The sequence below is a fragment of the Prochlorococcus sp. MIT 1303 genome (genome assembly GCF_001631965.1).
GTDB classification, from domain to species: Bacteria; Cyanobacteriota; Cyanobacteriia; order PCC-6307; family Cyanobiaceae; genus Prochlorococcus; species Prochlorococcus marinus_D.
The window spans coordinates 82,995-97,074 of the sequence record NZ_LVHK01000041.1 but is presented as its reverse complement, the minus strand read 5'-3'; the positions used below and the strand labels follow the sequence as shown (position 1 = coordinate 97,074).

At 52.1% G+C, this 14,080-nt stretch carries 13 protein-coding genes; 8 read left to right on the top strand and 5 right to left on the bottom strand.

Going from position 1 to position 14,080, the window contains the following annotated elements:
* Nucleotides 1-143 precede the first annotated feature (143 nt).
* Nucleotides 144-1,307: a GuaB3 family IMP dehydrogenase-related protein gene (locus PMIT1303_RS06255; protein WP_063398013.1), complete on the bottom strand. Its 1,164-nt coding sequence runs from the start codon at nt 1,305-1,307 to the stop codon at nt 144-146.
* A gap of 75 nt (nt 1,308-1,382) precedes the next feature.
* Nucleotides 1,383-2,180, bottom strand: coding sequence for a CAAD domain-containing protein (locus tag PMIT1303_RS06250; RefSeq protein ID WP_063397967.1), 798 nt, complete (start codon nt 2,178-2,180; stop codon nt 1,383-1,385).
* Between the two features lie 158 nt (nt 2,181-2,338).
* Here PMIT1303_RS06250 and gyrA point away from each other — a divergent pair, with 158 nt between their 5' ends.
* Together gyrA and crtL are read left to right on the top strand one after the other, a co-directional pair.
* Nucleotides 2,339-4,966, top strand: a complete 2,628-nt coding sequence (gyrA, locus tag PMIT1303_RS06245) for a DNA gyrase subunit A (RefSeq protein ID WP_063398012.1) — start codon at nt 2,339-2,341, stop codon at nt 4,964-4,966.
* 2 nt (nt 4,967-4,968) lie between these two features.
* Entirely contained in the window at nt 4,969-6,195 is a 1,227-nt protein-coding gene (gene crtL, locus PMIT1303_RS06240; protein WP_063397966.1) for a lycopene beta cyclase, read from the top strand.
* Here crtL and PMIT1303_RS06235 read toward each other — a convergent pair.
* Nucleotides 6,192-7,760 (bottom strand): glycoside hydrolase family 57 protein, encoded by a 1,569-nt coding sequence (locus PMIT1303_RS06235; RefSeq protein ID WP_063397965.1) that lies wholly within the window; start codon nt 7,758-7,760, stop codon nt 6,192-6,194. The genes crtL and PMIT1303_RS06235 overlap by 4 nt on opposite strands.
* Before the next feature lie 147 nt (nt 7,761-7,907).
* On the opposite strand from PMIT1303_RS06235, the gene PMIT1303_RS06230 reads away from it, so the two are divergent.
* Complete coding sequence (locus PMIT1303_RS06230) at nt 7,908-9,530, top strand: 2-isopropylmalate synthase (protein ID WP_063397964.1); 1,623 nt, start codon at nt 7,908-7,910, stop codon at nt 9,528-9,530.
* A 27-nt stretch (nt 9,531-9,557) separates the two neighbouring features.
* Nucleotides 9,558-10,397, top strand: coding sequence for a carbohydrate ABC transporter permease (locus tag PMIT1303_RS06225; RefSeq protein WP_197459783.1), 840 nt, complete (start codon nt 9,558-9,560; stop codon nt 10,395-10,397).
* Nucleotides 10,398-10,464: 67 nt separating this feature from the next.
* Here PMIT1303_RS06225 and PMIT1303_RS06220 read toward each other — a convergent pair whose 3' ends face one another.
* The gene (locus PMIT1303_RS06220) at nt 10,465-10,821 is read right to left on the bottom strand and encodes a hypothetical protein (protein ID WP_063397962.1); all 357 of its coding nucleotides are present in this window, start codon (nt 10,819-10,821) and stop codon (nt 10,465-10,467) included.
* Nucleotides 10,822-10,963: 142 nt separating this feature from the next.
* Between PMIT1303_RS06220 and PMIT1303_RS06215 the strand changes: the two genes are divergently transcribed.
* The gene (locus tag PMIT1303_RS06215; RefSeq protein WP_011825578.1) at nt 10,964-11,209 is read left to right on the top strand and encodes a Nif11-like leader peptide family natural product precursor; all 246 of its coding nucleotides are present in this window, start codon (nt 10,964-10,966) and stop codon (nt 11,207-11,209) included.
* Between the two features lie 521 nt (nt 11,210-11,730).
* Nucleotides 11,731-11,949: a hypothetical protein gene (locus PMIT1303_RS06210; protein ID WP_011825580.1), complete on the top strand. Its 219-nt coding sequence runs from the start codon at nt 11,731-11,733 to the stop codon at nt 11,947-11,949.
* A 255-nt stretch (nt 11,950-12,204) separates the two neighbouring features.
* Here the strand turns inward: PMIT1303_RS06210 and PMIT1303_RS06205 are convergent, their stop codons facing one another.
* On the bottom strand, nt 12,205-12,510 hold the full coding sequence (locus PMIT1303_RS06205) for a hypothetical protein (RefSeq protein ID WP_063397961.1): 306 nt from the start codon (nt 12,508-12,510) through the stop codon (nt 12,205-12,207).
* Nucleotides 12,511-13,345: 835 nt separating this feature from the next.
* Here PMIT1303_RS06205 and PMIT1303_RS06195 point away from each other — a divergent pair.
* The gene (locus tag PMIT1303_RS06195; protein WP_063397959.1) at nt 13,346-13,843 is read left to right on the top strand and encodes a hypothetical protein; all 498 of its coding nucleotides are present in this window, start codon (nt 13,346-13,348) and stop codon (nt 13,841-13,843) included.
* Between the two features lie 35 nt (nt 13,844-13,878).
* Nucleotides 13,879-14,040 (top strand): hypothetical protein, encoded by a 162-nt coding sequence (locus PMIT1303_RS13785; RefSeq protein WP_197459779.1) that lies wholly within the window; start codon nt 13,879-13,881, stop codon nt 14,038-14,040.
* The last annotated feature ends 40 nt before the right edge of the window (nt 14,041-14,080 follow it).

Here is a 14,080-nt window from a genome sequence, read left to right as displayed (position 1 = left end):
TGACGGTCTCTTGCAGAGAAGACGAAAAGCCCGAGCTCGTCGGGCCAGTGTGTGTGAGGAGTGTGTGGGCCGTAGCCCTCACGACTACATACTAGCCATGGTCTCTCTCGGATCCAATCGGGTTTCGCCTGCGATCGGAATGTTTACTTGCCCATGCCTAGCTGCTGGGCTTTCTGATAAACCTTCCCTTCGGTCAGCAGAGATGGGGCGATGACGACTTCAACCTGTTGCATCTCTTTGATCGTACGGGCCCCAAGAGTGCCCATGGATGTTTTGAGAGCGCCTAGAAGGTTGTGGGTGCCATCGTCTAGCAGAGCAGGCCCTCTAAGGATGCGTTCCAGGCTGCCTGTGCTGCCCACCTTGATTCTTGTGCCCCTTGGCAGTACTGGACTGGGAGTGGCCATGCCCCAGTGGAAGCCACGACCAGGGGCCTCCACTGCTCGGGCGATCGGAGAGCCGATCATGACCGCATCGGCACCGCAGGCAATGCATTTACAGATGTCGCCTCCTGTGATGATGCCGCCATCTGCGACGATCGGAACGTAACGACCACTCTCTCGCTCGTATTCCTCTCGAGCGGCAGCGCAGTCCGCTACGGCGGTGGCTTGGGGGATGCCCACGCCAAGAACTCCACGGGAGGTGCAGGCAGCACCAGGGCCGATGCCAACCATCACCCCTGCGGCACCTGCACGCATGAGTTGCAGAGCGACCTCGTAGGTGACGCAATTACCCATCACCACAGGGACCCCCATGCCTTGACAAAGGGCTTCTAGGTCGAGAGTTTGTTGACCTTCAGGACCAATGTGTTCGGTTGAGACCACTGTCGCCTGCACAAAGAAGAGGTCAGCACCCGCTTCTGCAATGGTTTTGCTAAAGCGCATTGCTGCCACGGGTGTGCCACTCACAGCAGCAATGCCCCCCTGATTTTTGATCTCTTTAATGCGTTGATAGATCAGGGCTTCTTGCACAGGTTTGCTGTAGATCTCCTGCATCAGTGGCACGAAGGCGTCCTTTCCGATTGCGGAGATCCGATCCAGTACTGGGTTGGGGTCTTTGTAGCGGGTTTGGACTCCTTCCAGATTCATTACGCCGAGGGCTCCAAGGCGAGATAGGGCAACAGCCATATCGACATTGACAACGCTATCCATAGCGCTCGCAATGATCGGTATCTCACGTTCGATGCCTGCGAGGTTCCAGCAGGTGTCAGTGATCTCCGGGTCTACGGTTCGTCCACCCGGAACAAGGGCGGTTTCGTCGATGCCATAGGCCCGGCGAACGACCTTGGTACGTCCGAGCTGAATGTTCACCACAGACAAAATAAAGTCACGCCAAGTTACCAACTGGGGCGATTCAAATTGTGCCTTGAGGTCAAGGAGCTTTAGCTAGGGCTTGTTGTCAGTTGTTCCACGGAAGGCCTCCCATCGGGTGCGCACTCTGGAGATCACATCCTGTCGATCTTCGCTGCGGATCAGGCGGGTGATTGAAAACCATGACAGCCAGAGGATTCCGGCCAGTTCGAAGAGAGATGGAGCCAGAGGGACGCTCTCAATCGTGGACAAAATACCGCCGTAGATACGAACAAAAATCACAAGGGTGATCAGTGCAGCAATGAGAAGAACGGGTCGTCTCAGTTTTTGCCATTGGCTTGTCTGATCGTCTTGCTTAATCCAGTTGCTCAACTTGAAGAAGTTGCGCAGTCTCTCCAAAAGCAGCTTCAACTCCTCTCCTTGATCAAGGCCTTCGGGCCCGTCTGAGGATGTGGGAGTTGGTGTTGGGCTTGCGGGGATGGTGCTTGGCTTGGAGATAGCAGGGCTGTTTTGAGTTGGAGCAGGTTGTTGTTGAGCTGGTGTCTTAGGGACAGCAGGGTTGGCTTGTGAGGAGGCACCCTGTGCTGCACTCACTTTGAGGTCATCTGAAGCTTCTGAGGATGTGGGAGTTGGTGTTGGGCTTGCGGGGATGGTGCTTGGCTTGGAGATAGCAGGGCTGTCTTGAGTTGGAGCAGGTTGTTGTTGAGCTGGTGTCTTAGGGACAGCAGGGTTGGCTTGTGAGGATGCACCCTGAGCTGCACTCACTTTCAGGTCATTTGCAGAAGCTGAGGACTCAGCGGGTTCAGATGAGGACTCGGTTCCTTCCGTTGCTTCGGAGGTTCCTTCTGCTTTGGATTCCTCAGCCGAGCTCATGGTCCAAATATCACACTCTAAATAGTTTAAGAGGCCTGTTTAATACTGAGCCTTTAGCTGTATTAAGCCCTAACAGTGCACAGGCTGGTTTTTGTTGATGCTGGTGGCTCAATTCATCAGCTTCCGAGATAACCTGATTATTGACAACCAGCTCTTTTATGGCGGATCCATTGGGACCCAGTGACGGCGGTCCCGGCGAGTCCGACGATCGGATAATCCAGACGGACCTGCGCATTGAAATGTCGCGCTCCTATCTGGAGTACGCGATGAGTGTGATCGTTGGGCGTGCGTTGCCCGACGCTCGCGATGGTCTCAAGCCTGTGCATAGGCGCATCCTTTATGCGATGTATGAGTTGGGCCTGACCAGCGATCGGCCTTATCGAAAGTGTGCCCGAGTTGTTGGTGAGGTTCTGGGTAAATACCATCCCCATGGGGATACAGCCGTCTACGACGCGCTGGTTCGCATGGCTCAGGATTTTTCCATGCAAATGCCGTTGATTGATGGTCACGGCAATTTTGGTTCGGTCGATAACGATCCACCTGCGGCCATGCGATACACCGAATCGCGTCTTCAGTCGCTCACGACAGACAGTCTGCTTGAGGATATCGAAGCAGAGACAGTTGACTACGCGGACAACTTTGATGGCTCCCAACAGGAGCCAATGGTATTGCCAGCACGTATTCCTCAGTTGCTGCTGAATGGCTCCTCAGGGATCGCCGTTGGAATGGCTACCAATATTCCACCGCACAATCTCAGTGAATTAATCGATGGCCTGCAGGCTCTGATCAGTAATCCCGAGCTAAGTGATTCTGAGTTGATGACGCTTATCCCTGGGCCGGACTTTCCAACTGGTGGTCAGATTCTTGGTCGTAATGGTATTCGTGAGACCTATCTCACCGGTCGTGGCTCGGTAACGATGCGCGGCGTGGCAAATATTGAGACGATTGAACATCCCGGTCGACCAGACCGGGATGCAGTGATCATTACTGAATTGCCCTATCAGACCAATAAAGCAGCGCTGATTGAGCGGATTGCAGAGATGGTTAATGATAAGAAGCTGGAGGGTATTTCTGATATTCGCGACGAAAGCGATCGCGATGGCATGCGTATTGTCGTGGAGCTGCGACGTGATGCCTACCCCCAGGTAGTGCTCAATAATCTTTTTAAGCTCACTCCTCTTCAGAGCAACTTTAGTGCCCATATGTTGGCGCTAGTCAATGGTGAGCCGGTGCTGCTCACCCTGCGCAAGATGCTGCAGGTATTCCTCGATTTTCGCGTTGATACTGTTGAACGTCGAACACGTTATTTCCTTCGTAAAGCTGAGGAACGCGACCACATCCTGTTGGGTCTTTTGCTTGCTCTCGATCAGCTTGATCCAATCATCGCTTTGATTCGTGCTGCCTCTGATACGGCTACAGCCCGTCAACAGTTGCAGGAGCACCATGGGCTCACGGAGATTCAGGCGGATGCCATCCTGCAGATGCAGTTGCGGCGTTTGACCGCTTTAGAAGCTGACAAGATTCGTTTAGAACACGAGGATCTTGTCACCAAGATCGCCAACTACAAGGACATCCTTGGCCGACGAGAGCGTGTTTTCGGTCTAATTGAGGACGAATTGGCCAAGCTGCGCGAGAAGCATTGCTTGCCTCGGCGCACCGAGATCCTCGATCTAGGAGGGGGGCTCGAAGACATCGACTTGATTGCCAACGAGCGATCTGTGGTGTTGCTCACTGAGACTGGTTATCTCAAGCGCATGCCGGTAAGCGAGTTTGAGGCCACGAGTCGGGGGACACGAGGCAAGGCAGGCACTCGCAGTCAAGGTGAGGAGGCGGTGAAGCTGTTTATTAGCTGCAATGACCATGACACGTTGCTGTTGTTCAGTGACCGCGGTGTCTCCTATGCCCTTCCTGCTTATCGTGTGCCTCAGTGCAGCCGCACAGCGAAGGGAACACCTGTCGTACAGCTCTTGCCCATTCCCCGTGAAGAGGCAATTACCTCTCTTCTGTCAGTTATATCCTTCGATGACGACACCCACTTGCTGATGTTGACGAAGGGTGGCTTTATCAAGCGCACCTCTCTATCAGCTTTCAGCAAGATTCGTTCCAATGGTTTGATTGCTATTGGTCTGGAGGAGGGTGATGCTCTTACTTGGGTGAGGTTGGCAGTTCCTGGTGACAGTGTTTTGATTGCTTCTAGGGCTGGAATGACCATTCATTTCCGACTCTGTGATGAGGAGTTACGCCCCTTAGGACGAACTGCTCGTGGCGTGCGTGCCATGAATTTGCGAGGCGGCGATTCCTTGGTGAGTATGGATGTATTGCCTGTCGAGCTTGCCGATCAGGTCGCCAAGAGTCTTGAGGATGATCAGGATGACAGCGTCGAGACCGTTGTCGTTAGTGATGGACCCTGGGTGCTTGTTGCTTCCGCTAGTGGACTGGGTAAGCGGGTGCCGGTCAATCAGTTCCGTTTGCAGAAACGTGCAGGCATGGGTCTGCGTGCCATCAAGTTCAGGCGCGAAGGAGACGAGTTGGTGGGTTTAAGGGTGCTTGGCTACGGAGAAGAGCTTTTGTTGGTAAGCGAGCGTGGAGTGATTGTGCGTACCAGTGCCGACAAAATTCCTCAGCAGTCAAGGGCTGCTACTGGTGTTCGGCTTCAGCGCTTGGATGCAGGTGATCGCCTCTCTGAGGTGGTGCTTGTGCCGCCTGATTCTGAGGATCAGGACCAGCCAGATGATCGATCTGATCCCAGTGAAGTGGCTGGGGTTGACGACGCTCCTTCCAGCTGACATTGGCCAGCCGTACGGATGTTTTAGTGATGGGAGCCGGTCCGGCGGCCCTCTGTATCGTTGCTGAGCTGGTCGAGCAAGGCTTGGCAGTGAGTGCCCTCGCCTCGCATACACCTGAGCAGCCATGGCCCAATACTTATGGGATCTGGGCTGAGGAGCTTGAGTCTCTTGGGATGGCTTCTTTACTGGGCCAGCGTTGGACCAACACAGTTAGCTATTTCGGTGATGGTGATGACGAGGAGGGTCTTGCTCCAATTCAACATCATTTCGACTACGGCCTTTTTGATCCAGTCGCTTTACAAGATTCATTGCTGAGCCGTTGTGGTGAATTGAGTTGGAATGTTGAAACCGCTGTGAGCATTAAGGTGTTGGGGATAGATACGGAAGTTCTCTGTCACTCTGGCAACGCTTATCGAGCACGGGTTGTCATTGATGCCAGTGGTCATCGCAGTCGATTTATCAGTCGACCTGATCATGGGCCCGTAGCGGAGCAGGCGGCCTATGGCGTCGTGGGACGCTTCAGTTCATCACCAGTGGAGTCTGGTCAGTTCGTATTAATGGATTTTCGTCCCGACCATCTCAGTGATGAACAACGAGAGAAACCCCCCAGCTTTCTCTATGCCATGGATTTTGGTGAGGGAATCTTTTTTGTGGAGGAGACTTCGCTTGCCTGCGCGCCTCCATTGTCATGGAGTGAATTAAGGGAAAGGCTGCATGCACGCTTGTCTCACCGCGGGGTGGAGATTAAAGAAGTGATCCATGAGGAATATTGCCTGTTCCCGATGAACTTGCCTTTGCCTGATCGTCGTCAGCCTTTGCTCGCGTTTGGTGGTGCAGCAAGCATGGTCCATCCTGCTTCGGGCTACATGGTTGGAGCTCTTTTGCGTCGAGCTCCGGCATTGGCAAAGCATTTGGCAATGGCTATGGCTGTGGAGCCTCCTCTGGATTCTTCCGCTCTTGCTCGGGAAGGGTGGCAGGTGCTTTGGTCGCCGGAGCTTGTGCAGCGTCATCGCCTTTATCAGTTTGGTTTGCGGCGACTGATGAGCTTTGACGAAGCTCGCTTGCGCAGCTTCTTTGCCACTTTCTTTCGGTTGCCACGTGAGGATTGGGCAGGTTTTCTGGCCAACACGCTGCCACTACCTCGTCTTCTGATGGTGATGCTGCGGTTGTTCTTGCTTTCCTCCTGGGAGATTCGGTTGGGGATGCTTTTTGGGGCCTCTGCGACCTAGTCACGAATGCGAGCCCAGTCCGTTGCTTGAATGAATGGGAAGAGGCCATCTTCCGATTCGAGTGTGATCAGCCAGTCTTCGGGCAGATGTTGCTTGTCATTGATGGCCTGCATTAATTGCCAGAAACGGTTGAGGTGGCGATGGATACGTTCCTTCGCAAGCTCCGTGGTTGTGCCTGCTCGCAGAATGAAACTCCAGTCGGAGGACTGGGCCAGGAGAAGTTCTCGAGCAGCCTGTTGCAGCAGCCGTAGGTCCGATTCTCGAGCCACTCCTAGGCTGCATCTCTCCACCATTGCTTTTCCGGCTCGGCTCCACTCAGGAACCACCCATGCATTGCTGTCATTGAGCCAATAGTCGTGGTAGCCACCTTGCCCCCAGCTTGAGGGACATGGTTCACAAAGTTGGAGTTGGGGGTTTGATGTGAGCACGTCTCGAAGCCTGGTGAAATTCACTTGCTCCTTGCTGGCCTGGCGGAAGATTTCGGCAAGGAAAGTTGGCCCCTCAAACCACCAGTGTCCAAAGAGCTCTGCGTCAAAGGGAGCCACTAGCAATGGCTCGATGGCCATGGTATTAGCTAATTGATCGAGTTGGATACGGCGACCCTTTAGGTAGAGCTGAGCGTGTTCTTTGGTAAGTGCGCAAGCTATGGCGGGTTCATAAACTGCTTTGGCGTCAAGGGGTGACGTTTGGTCTGTCACTCGATGCAGTTTCAGCCCTAAGGGTCTGGGCTCCTTTAGCCCGATGTCATGGAGTTGTTCGATTGGTAGGTCCCAACCAAGATCCCTATGAAATTCACGGTAAAAAGGGTCTCCTGGATACCCTTGCTGGGCTGACCAGACAGGAAGCGTGGCATCACTGTCTCTGCCGAAGAAGGCCACGCCATTTCGGCTACAGATTGGGGCATACACGCCATAACGTGGACGAGGAGTGGCATGAAGGAGGCCATGCCCGTCGAGCACGGTGTAGCGCAGTCCAGCATCGAGTATCCAACGGTCCAGCCCTTCGTAGTAGGCACATTCCGGCAGCCAGATTCCCAGGGGCTGCTCTCCTAGTAGGCGATGGTGCTCGCGTACGGCAGTGCGCAACTGACCACGCACTGCCTCAGGGTGCTCCCTCAGTAATGGCATGTAGCCATGGGTGGCTCCGCAGGTGAGCAGGTCGACAACCTTTGACCTTTGAAGTTGGGCAAAGCGACCAATGAGATCGCCTTCGCATGCCAACCATTGATGCAGATTTCGTTGGATGATCTCAGCGAGGTGGTCCGCTGCAGGTTGTAGGTCTGAGGACGTTTGGGTTAGGAGGTCCAGACGAACAGCGAGCCAGGCGGGGAATCGGTGTTTTAGATCGTCGTCACTGAGTAGGGAGAGCAGGGTCGGAGAAAGGCTGATCGTGAGCCTGGGGTGTTGGTTGGGGGCTGCGGCAGCTTCTTCAAGAACCTGGAGAAGAGGTAAATAGCACTCAATCAGGGCTTGAAAAAACCAGTCTTCTTCCAATGAACCGGGCTCTGCCGATCGCACATATGGGAGATGGGCATGGAGAACCAGGGCCAGAGCACCTTTGGCCACGTTCTGATTTCAGTGGAGTTGAATGTAGAACGACTTTGTTGATAAAGCGGACCTTGGCTTGCTGAGTTGTCGCTTCGCAGTAGGCAGTCCCCCCTTAGACTCGCTTAACTCATAGTCATTTCGACTAACTCCCTTAAGGGTGCTGTCATGGCCAAGGATCCAGGCCGCGTTTTGATTTTTGACACGACCCTCAGGGATGGGGAGCAGTCCCCTGGGGCAAGTCTCAATCTTGAGGAAAAGCTGGCTATTGCCCAGCAACTCGCTCGTTTGGGTGTGGATGTGATTGAAGCTGGCTTTCCTTTTGCCAGCCAAGGCGATTTTGCTGCCGTGCAACGTATTGCCCAGCAGGTTGGTGGGGATGAAGGCCCAATCATTTGTGGCTTGGCTAGGGCTTCGCGTGCTGATATCAAGGCTTGTGCTGATGCCGTTGCCCCAGCTCCTCGACGACGAATTCACACATTCATTGCCACGAGTGATATTCACTTGGAGCACAAGCTGCGTAAATCTCGGGCGGAGGTTCTGGCGATTGTTCCAGAGATGGTCGCCTATGCCCGCTCACTCGTTGATGATGTTGAGTTCTCTTGTGAGGACGCAGCTCGAAGCGATCCTGAGTTTCTTTATGAGGTGATTGAGGCTGCGATTGCTGCGGGGGCGGGCACCATCAATATCCCCGACACAGTTGGTTTTACAACTCCCTCGGAGTTCGGGGCGTTGATTGCTGGTATCGATTGCCATGTTCCAAACATGAATGAGGCGATTATTTCTGTTCATGGTCACAACGACCTCGGACTGGCTGTAGCCAATTTTTTAGAAGCTGTGAAGAGTGGAGCCCGGCAGTTTGAATGCACGATCAACGGCATTGGAGAGCGGGCAGGAAATGCTGCGCTTGAGGAGCTGGTGATGGCTTTGTATGTGAGGCGGCGTTATTTCAATCCCTTCTTTGGGCGTGAATCTGATAGCCCTACTCCTCTAACGGCCGTTCGCACGGAGGAGATCACCAAGACCTCTCGATTGGTCTCAAATCTCACCGGCATGGTGGTGCAGCCCAATAAGGCGATTGTAGGCAGCAATGCTTTCGCCCATGAGTCAGGTATTCATCAAGATGGTGTGCTTAAAAATCGTCTTACTTATGAAATTGTTGATGCCCGTACGGTTGGGCTGACCGACAATCGGATCTCGCTGGGCAAGCTAAGTGGTCGTAGTGCCGTCCGAGCTCGCCTTGAGGAGCTCGGTTACGACTTGACTCGGGAGGATCTTGACGAGGCCTTTGCACGATTTAAGGATCTGGCCGATCGCAAGCGCGATATAACCGATCGAGATCTTGAGGCCATTGTCAGCGAACAGGTCCAGCAGCCTGAAGCTCGTTTTCAGTTACGACTGGTGCAAGTCAGTTGCGGTAGCAGTCTTAGGCCTACGGCAACTGTCATTCTTGCGCAAGAGGATGGACAGGAGCAGACTGCCGCTGCAGTGGGCACCGGTCCAGTAGATGCTGTCTGTCGTGCATTGAATGCTCTAGCTGGCGAACCTAATGAGCTAATCGAGTTCTCGGTGAAGTCGGTAACGGAAGGGATTGATGCGATGGGTGAAGTCACGATTCGGCTACGTCGGGATGGGCAGCTTTTCTCAGGTCATTCCGCTGACACTGATGTGGTGGTTGCTGCAGCTCAAGCATTTGTGAATGCGCTTAATCGGCTGGTGGCAGGTTGCGGTCGCCAGTCTCTTCATCCCCAACATGATTCTGTGCTAGCTGATCTACGGCCAGGCCTCTGAACAATGGGGCATTTTCCCTATGTGGAGATGAGGCGTAAGAGCTTGGCTTCGCCACTGCTGAAAGGTCTTCAGTTAGGGGTCCTTATCGTGTTGGCGCTTGTCATTCTCCTTCCATTGCTTTGGCTGGTAAGCACGTCCTTGAAAGGGCCCGCTGAAGAGATTTTTACTAGTCCTCCAGCCTTACTACCTGCCGAACCGAGCCTGATGGCGTATTGGCGACTATTCGCCGACAATCCGCTAGGGATTTATTTGCTCAACAGCACAGTAGTGAGCTGTTTGGCGGTGGTAGCCAATCTGCTTTTCTGCTCCCTGGCGGCCTATCCACTCGCTCGGATGCGCTTTGCCGGAAGAGGTCTGGTCTTGGCCCTTGTGGTGGCAACCATCCTCATTCCTTTTCAGGTGGTGATGATCCCTTTGTATCTTTTGATGGTGCAGTTGGGATTGCGTAACTCTCTGATGGCCTTGGTGATTCCACAGGCCGCAACAGCCTTTGGGCTCTATCTCTTGCGACAGAGTTTTTTGACGGTGCCCGTGGAACTTGAAGAGGCTGCGCGAATCGATGGTTGTAGTCGATTGGGTGAATGGTGGAACGTGATGATTCCGGCTGCTCGTGCTGATCTAATCACCCTGGCCATGTTTGTGTTTATCGGCACTTGGAGCGATTTCCTTTGGCCTTTGGTGATCTTGGATGACCACAGCCTTTACACCCTTCCACTCGGCCTACAGCAGCTTGCCAGCAGCTTCTCCCTTGACTGGAGAATTGTGGCGGCTGGGTCGGTGGTATCGATTTTGCCGGTGCTGGCACTCTTCATCCTTTTGCAGCGCTTTATCCTCCCTAGTTCAAGTGGTGATGCGGTGAAGGGATAGGTTTTTGATCGCCAAGATTCCAGCCCAGGCTCTTATCAAGACTTTGAGGGTTCTATGAATCTCAAGGTTATGGTGACAACCCTGGAGCTGATGGTGTGGCTGGAGGTTCAGGTTGCATTCGCCATGGGTCAGATTGACTGTGGATGTACTCTTTTTGCGGCTTGGTGATTTGTCGTTGTTGTTCGATGAGTTCGTTAAGCCTTTCACCTTGATTATTGAGCCGGATCTGAAGGCTGTGTAGTTGCTCGCCCAGCAAACGGCTGCTGCTTGTTTGTGGTTTTTGTTCAAGCTCACTCAGCCGTTCCATAACCTGGTTAAGGGTGTTGGTCTGCTTGGCAACCGCTTGCCAAATCACGATAAAAAGCACTGTGAGCATGCTCATCCCTCCGGCACCAATCAGCCGCCAGCCTTTCCAGTTCTTCATGCCGTCGTTAAGGAGACTTTATGGGTGTAGCGGTTCTGTGTTGACTTTGCATCTATGGAGCTACAAATTCAGGCATGCTCGAACGCATCATCTGCCAATTTGCTGCTGGCTGATGTAGACCGATCACTCTCGCATTGGGGTCGTGTCGATTAAGGACCTGGACCGTCTGTTGGCTTTGAGGAAGGAGGATCCATTGCTCGATAAGCAACTTGAGGACGCTATCGAGGTTGAGCAGTTCCTGGAGTTGGCGCAGGAGCATGGGCTTGATGTGACGGAAGCTGATCTTTTTGCTGCTCAACAACGCGATGAGGGTTCTCTTCCTGCTGAGGAATTGCAACGCCGCATGGCTGAAGAGTCTCGTCGTTTGCGTCACTTCATCCAAGGCTGACAAGATTGATGAGGATGGCGTCTAAGCAAGACGACTCCATAGGAGTTTGTGTGCTGGTTGCCAAAAGTTAATGTGGCGCCATAAATTCGACGTTGACCTTTTCGATTGACTGGCTATTGATTCAGCATGACTTTGAATGATTGATGATTGAATACATACTTTTAGAGATAAATATAGTAGTTATGTTATGGCAATAACAGGATTTATCCCATAAATTTCTTGTGGCAAATCCTAAATTTCGACCTGCGATTTTTACTGCAAGAAACAATCGCTCAAAGGCTGCAGGTTAAAATATGAACAGCTTGTAGTTGCTTGATCTTCACTAGCTTTCTGGATCTATAGAAGTGTATTTCTTGCATTGAAAAAGAGTTTGTGCGGCAGTCTTGTTGATCAAGTCATGGCAGCCTCATTAGAGAGATGGGTTTTTGGCAGGGAAGAACACTGCTAGAGAGATCGTTTTCTGGTTGTGCAAGTTTTTTCACAGTCGTGAGATTATGGGTGTGTTGAGCAAATGAAGAAATATGGCGCCCCAACGACTGCTTTACAGGTTGGTTGCTCTTGATGGAACTCCCCACCCTGTGCTGGATGCTCCATATGAGTCAGAGGAAGCAGCTCTTGCCGCTGCAAAGAATTGGTGTGATGGACAGGGGCTAAAATGCTCAATCAGTCAAAGGGCTATTGGTGTTGAAGTGATGACGCGTAGTGGGTCTTGGCGAACTGTGGGCTATCCCAGAAATTGACGCTGACCCATTGTGCCAACTTCATACTCGAGTGGCTAAATATACAGTTAGGCCTTTGGCGATTATGTACAAATACACGTTTAAATATAAGAGAGGTTACTACTATTGCTGGTGAGGATGTCGTGGACCTGGTTAATTGTTGATTGCCTGATCTTGAGTCCGGTTGTCAGCCCAGCGGCTACTCATTGGCTGGATTGACTAGACGCTATTTGATTAGCCAGCTTTACAACATTTGGATGAGTAAAATGCTCATCCTTAAGGGATCAGAGGTGTAGAGGCGTCACGACGCCGGAGCCCAGATTCCTCCCTGAGCGCTTGGCGGCGTTGTGCGAAAGGAAGGTCGTCGAACATTGCCGAATCGAAGGTTTCCTCTGGCATGTTGGTGTCGCTAAGGATGTCATCCTGCTTGGCATAGTCCAAGGCAGCCCAGCTTGGTTGCATTGGTAGCAGAATTAAAAGAGCTGCTGTCACTGCGGTGAAAGCCCTAATAATCAGGCTGAGCTGATTGCGCAGCTGCGCGCTATGGTTTTGTGGTTGGTTCTTTTGTGACACCTTGGCCACAGTGCTGAAATGTCTTTTTAACAAATGGCCAGCCTTTCTGGTTGGAAAACTATAGGGTCTATTGGGCACTTGGGCTGGCAGTGCATTGACTTGTAAAAGTGAGCGAGTGTTAAGAGGATCTATTTTAATTTTAATTGATTTTCTATTTTAGGTAAGAAGAATGCATGAGAAGCTTGGCAATGGTCTAGTCTTAAATTTTCTGTACCGATGCCTTTGAAAGCAGGGTTTGAAGCTTGATGCGAATAAAAGTTGGCTTTATTTTTAAATAGTCAAGAATACTTGCCTTGGTATTTTGGTGATTCTTTGTAGCTTTTCTCAAGGAGCTTGTCGATATGTACTGCAAGGATAGGATGAAAAGAAGGATGTAAATTGGCGATAGGCTCTTTTGGCTTCAAGATTTAGTCTGCGGAGACTTGAGCTTAATCTGACTTGTATCAGCAAGGCTTTATTCTTTGATTTCTGCAGAAGTTTTAGGCGGATCGTATTTAGGGATTTGCAGGGTTTTTCTTGAAGAGATTCCTGGAGGGATTGGTCTAAGAAATGATTTCATCGTTGGGATCCTTGTGAGCCTGATCGGCAAAGCTTTCCGATCAGTCCTTAAACGACTAACTCGTGACTCGTCTTGGTTGAATGTGGGGAGCCTCCAGCCCCTTCCTCTGGCTGATGAGGGCCCTGCTCAGCGCATTTGGTCAACCTCATGCTGAATCGCTCATTGCTTTGAGGATCCCTGGGGGACGTTTGCTCTGAGGAGCTTGAATGAAAACCGGAGAAGTTCGGTGCATTGAAGCAACCAACGCGGCCGATCTGTGTCCAATAAGAACAGAGGATTGCCCGATTGGCTGTGGTGTTATTGCGATGGTTGGGATGCTTGGTGGTTTCCTTGTCTGGTTTGGCTTGGCTTGATGTTTGCAATGCCAGTAGCTGGGAGCAGATTGGTCGTTATCAAAACCTTTTGCAGCAGGCTGGTACGAATACTCTGGTAGCAGATGACTGTCCATCAGGATTGATGGGTGCTTTTCATGTTGGCAGAAATGCAGTGCTGCTTTGTGCCAACAACCTTGAGGATGATCCGACAGAGGTTTGGCCAGTGCTTGCCCATGAGTCGGCCCATGTGATGCAAGCTTGTAAGGACGGTCCCTTGTTGGCAGATCATCAGCTAGGCAAAGCACTTTTAACTGTGCAACGGAGCTCTCCGGAGGTGGTGAGGGAGCTTCGCCTCTATCACCAGAGTCAACAACGTGAGGAGGTTGAGGCACGCCTTGTGCAGGCCCTTCCTTTTGAGGAAGTGAAAAGTCTTTTTTTGCAGTACTGTGCCGATCGCTTAGAGCCTTAGCTCATTCAGAGTGGTCCACCGCGCCATAGGTGGTCATGGCAGATGATTTGACCACGTCTCTAACAGGGCCCACGATTGATAGCGAAAGTCATCTCACTTCCCTGGGCGAAGATTGGTGCCGTTATGTGGTTTTGGCGTTTGATGGCGGTGATCTTGGTCTGCAAAGTTCTGCCCAAGTGACGAAAGCTCTTTGCTAACTAAGCCCCCTGATCCAGGAGATTGAAAGCCTTTGCTTGG

What these genes read in the sequence shown, in the direction of transcription:
- PMIT1303_RS06225 (WP_197459783.1), top strand. Translation starts at nt 9,558, where the DNA reads ATGAGGCGTAAGAGCTTGGCTTCGCCACTGCTGAAAGGTCTTCAGTTA.
- PMIT1303_RS06210 (WP_011825580.1), top strand. Translation starts at nt 11,731, where the DNA reads ATGGCGCCCCAACGACTGCTTTACAGGTTGGTTGCTCTTGATGGAACT.
- gyrA (WP_063398012.1), top strand. Translation starts at nt 2,339, where the DNA reads ATGGCGGATCCATTGGGACCCAGTGACGGCGGTCCCGGCGAGTCCGAC.
- PMIT1303_RS13785 (WP_197459779.1), top strand. Translation starts at nt 13,879, where the DNA reads ATGGCAGATGATTTGACCACGTCTCTAACAGGGCCCACGATTGATAGC.
- PMIT1303_RS06230 (WP_063397964.1), top strand. Translation starts at nt 7,908, where the DNA reads ATGGCCAAGGATCCAGGCCGCGTTTTGATTTTTGACACGACCCTCAGG.
- PMIT1303_RS06250 (WP_063397967.1), bottom strand. Translation starts at nt 2,180, where the DNA reads ATGAGCTCGGCTGAGGAATCCAAAGCAGAAGGAACCTCCGAAGCAACG.
- PMIT1303_RS06220 (WP_063397962.1), bottom strand. Translation starts at nt 10,821, where the DNA reads ATGAAGAACTGGAAAGGCTGGCGGCTGATTGGTGCCGGAGGGATGAGC.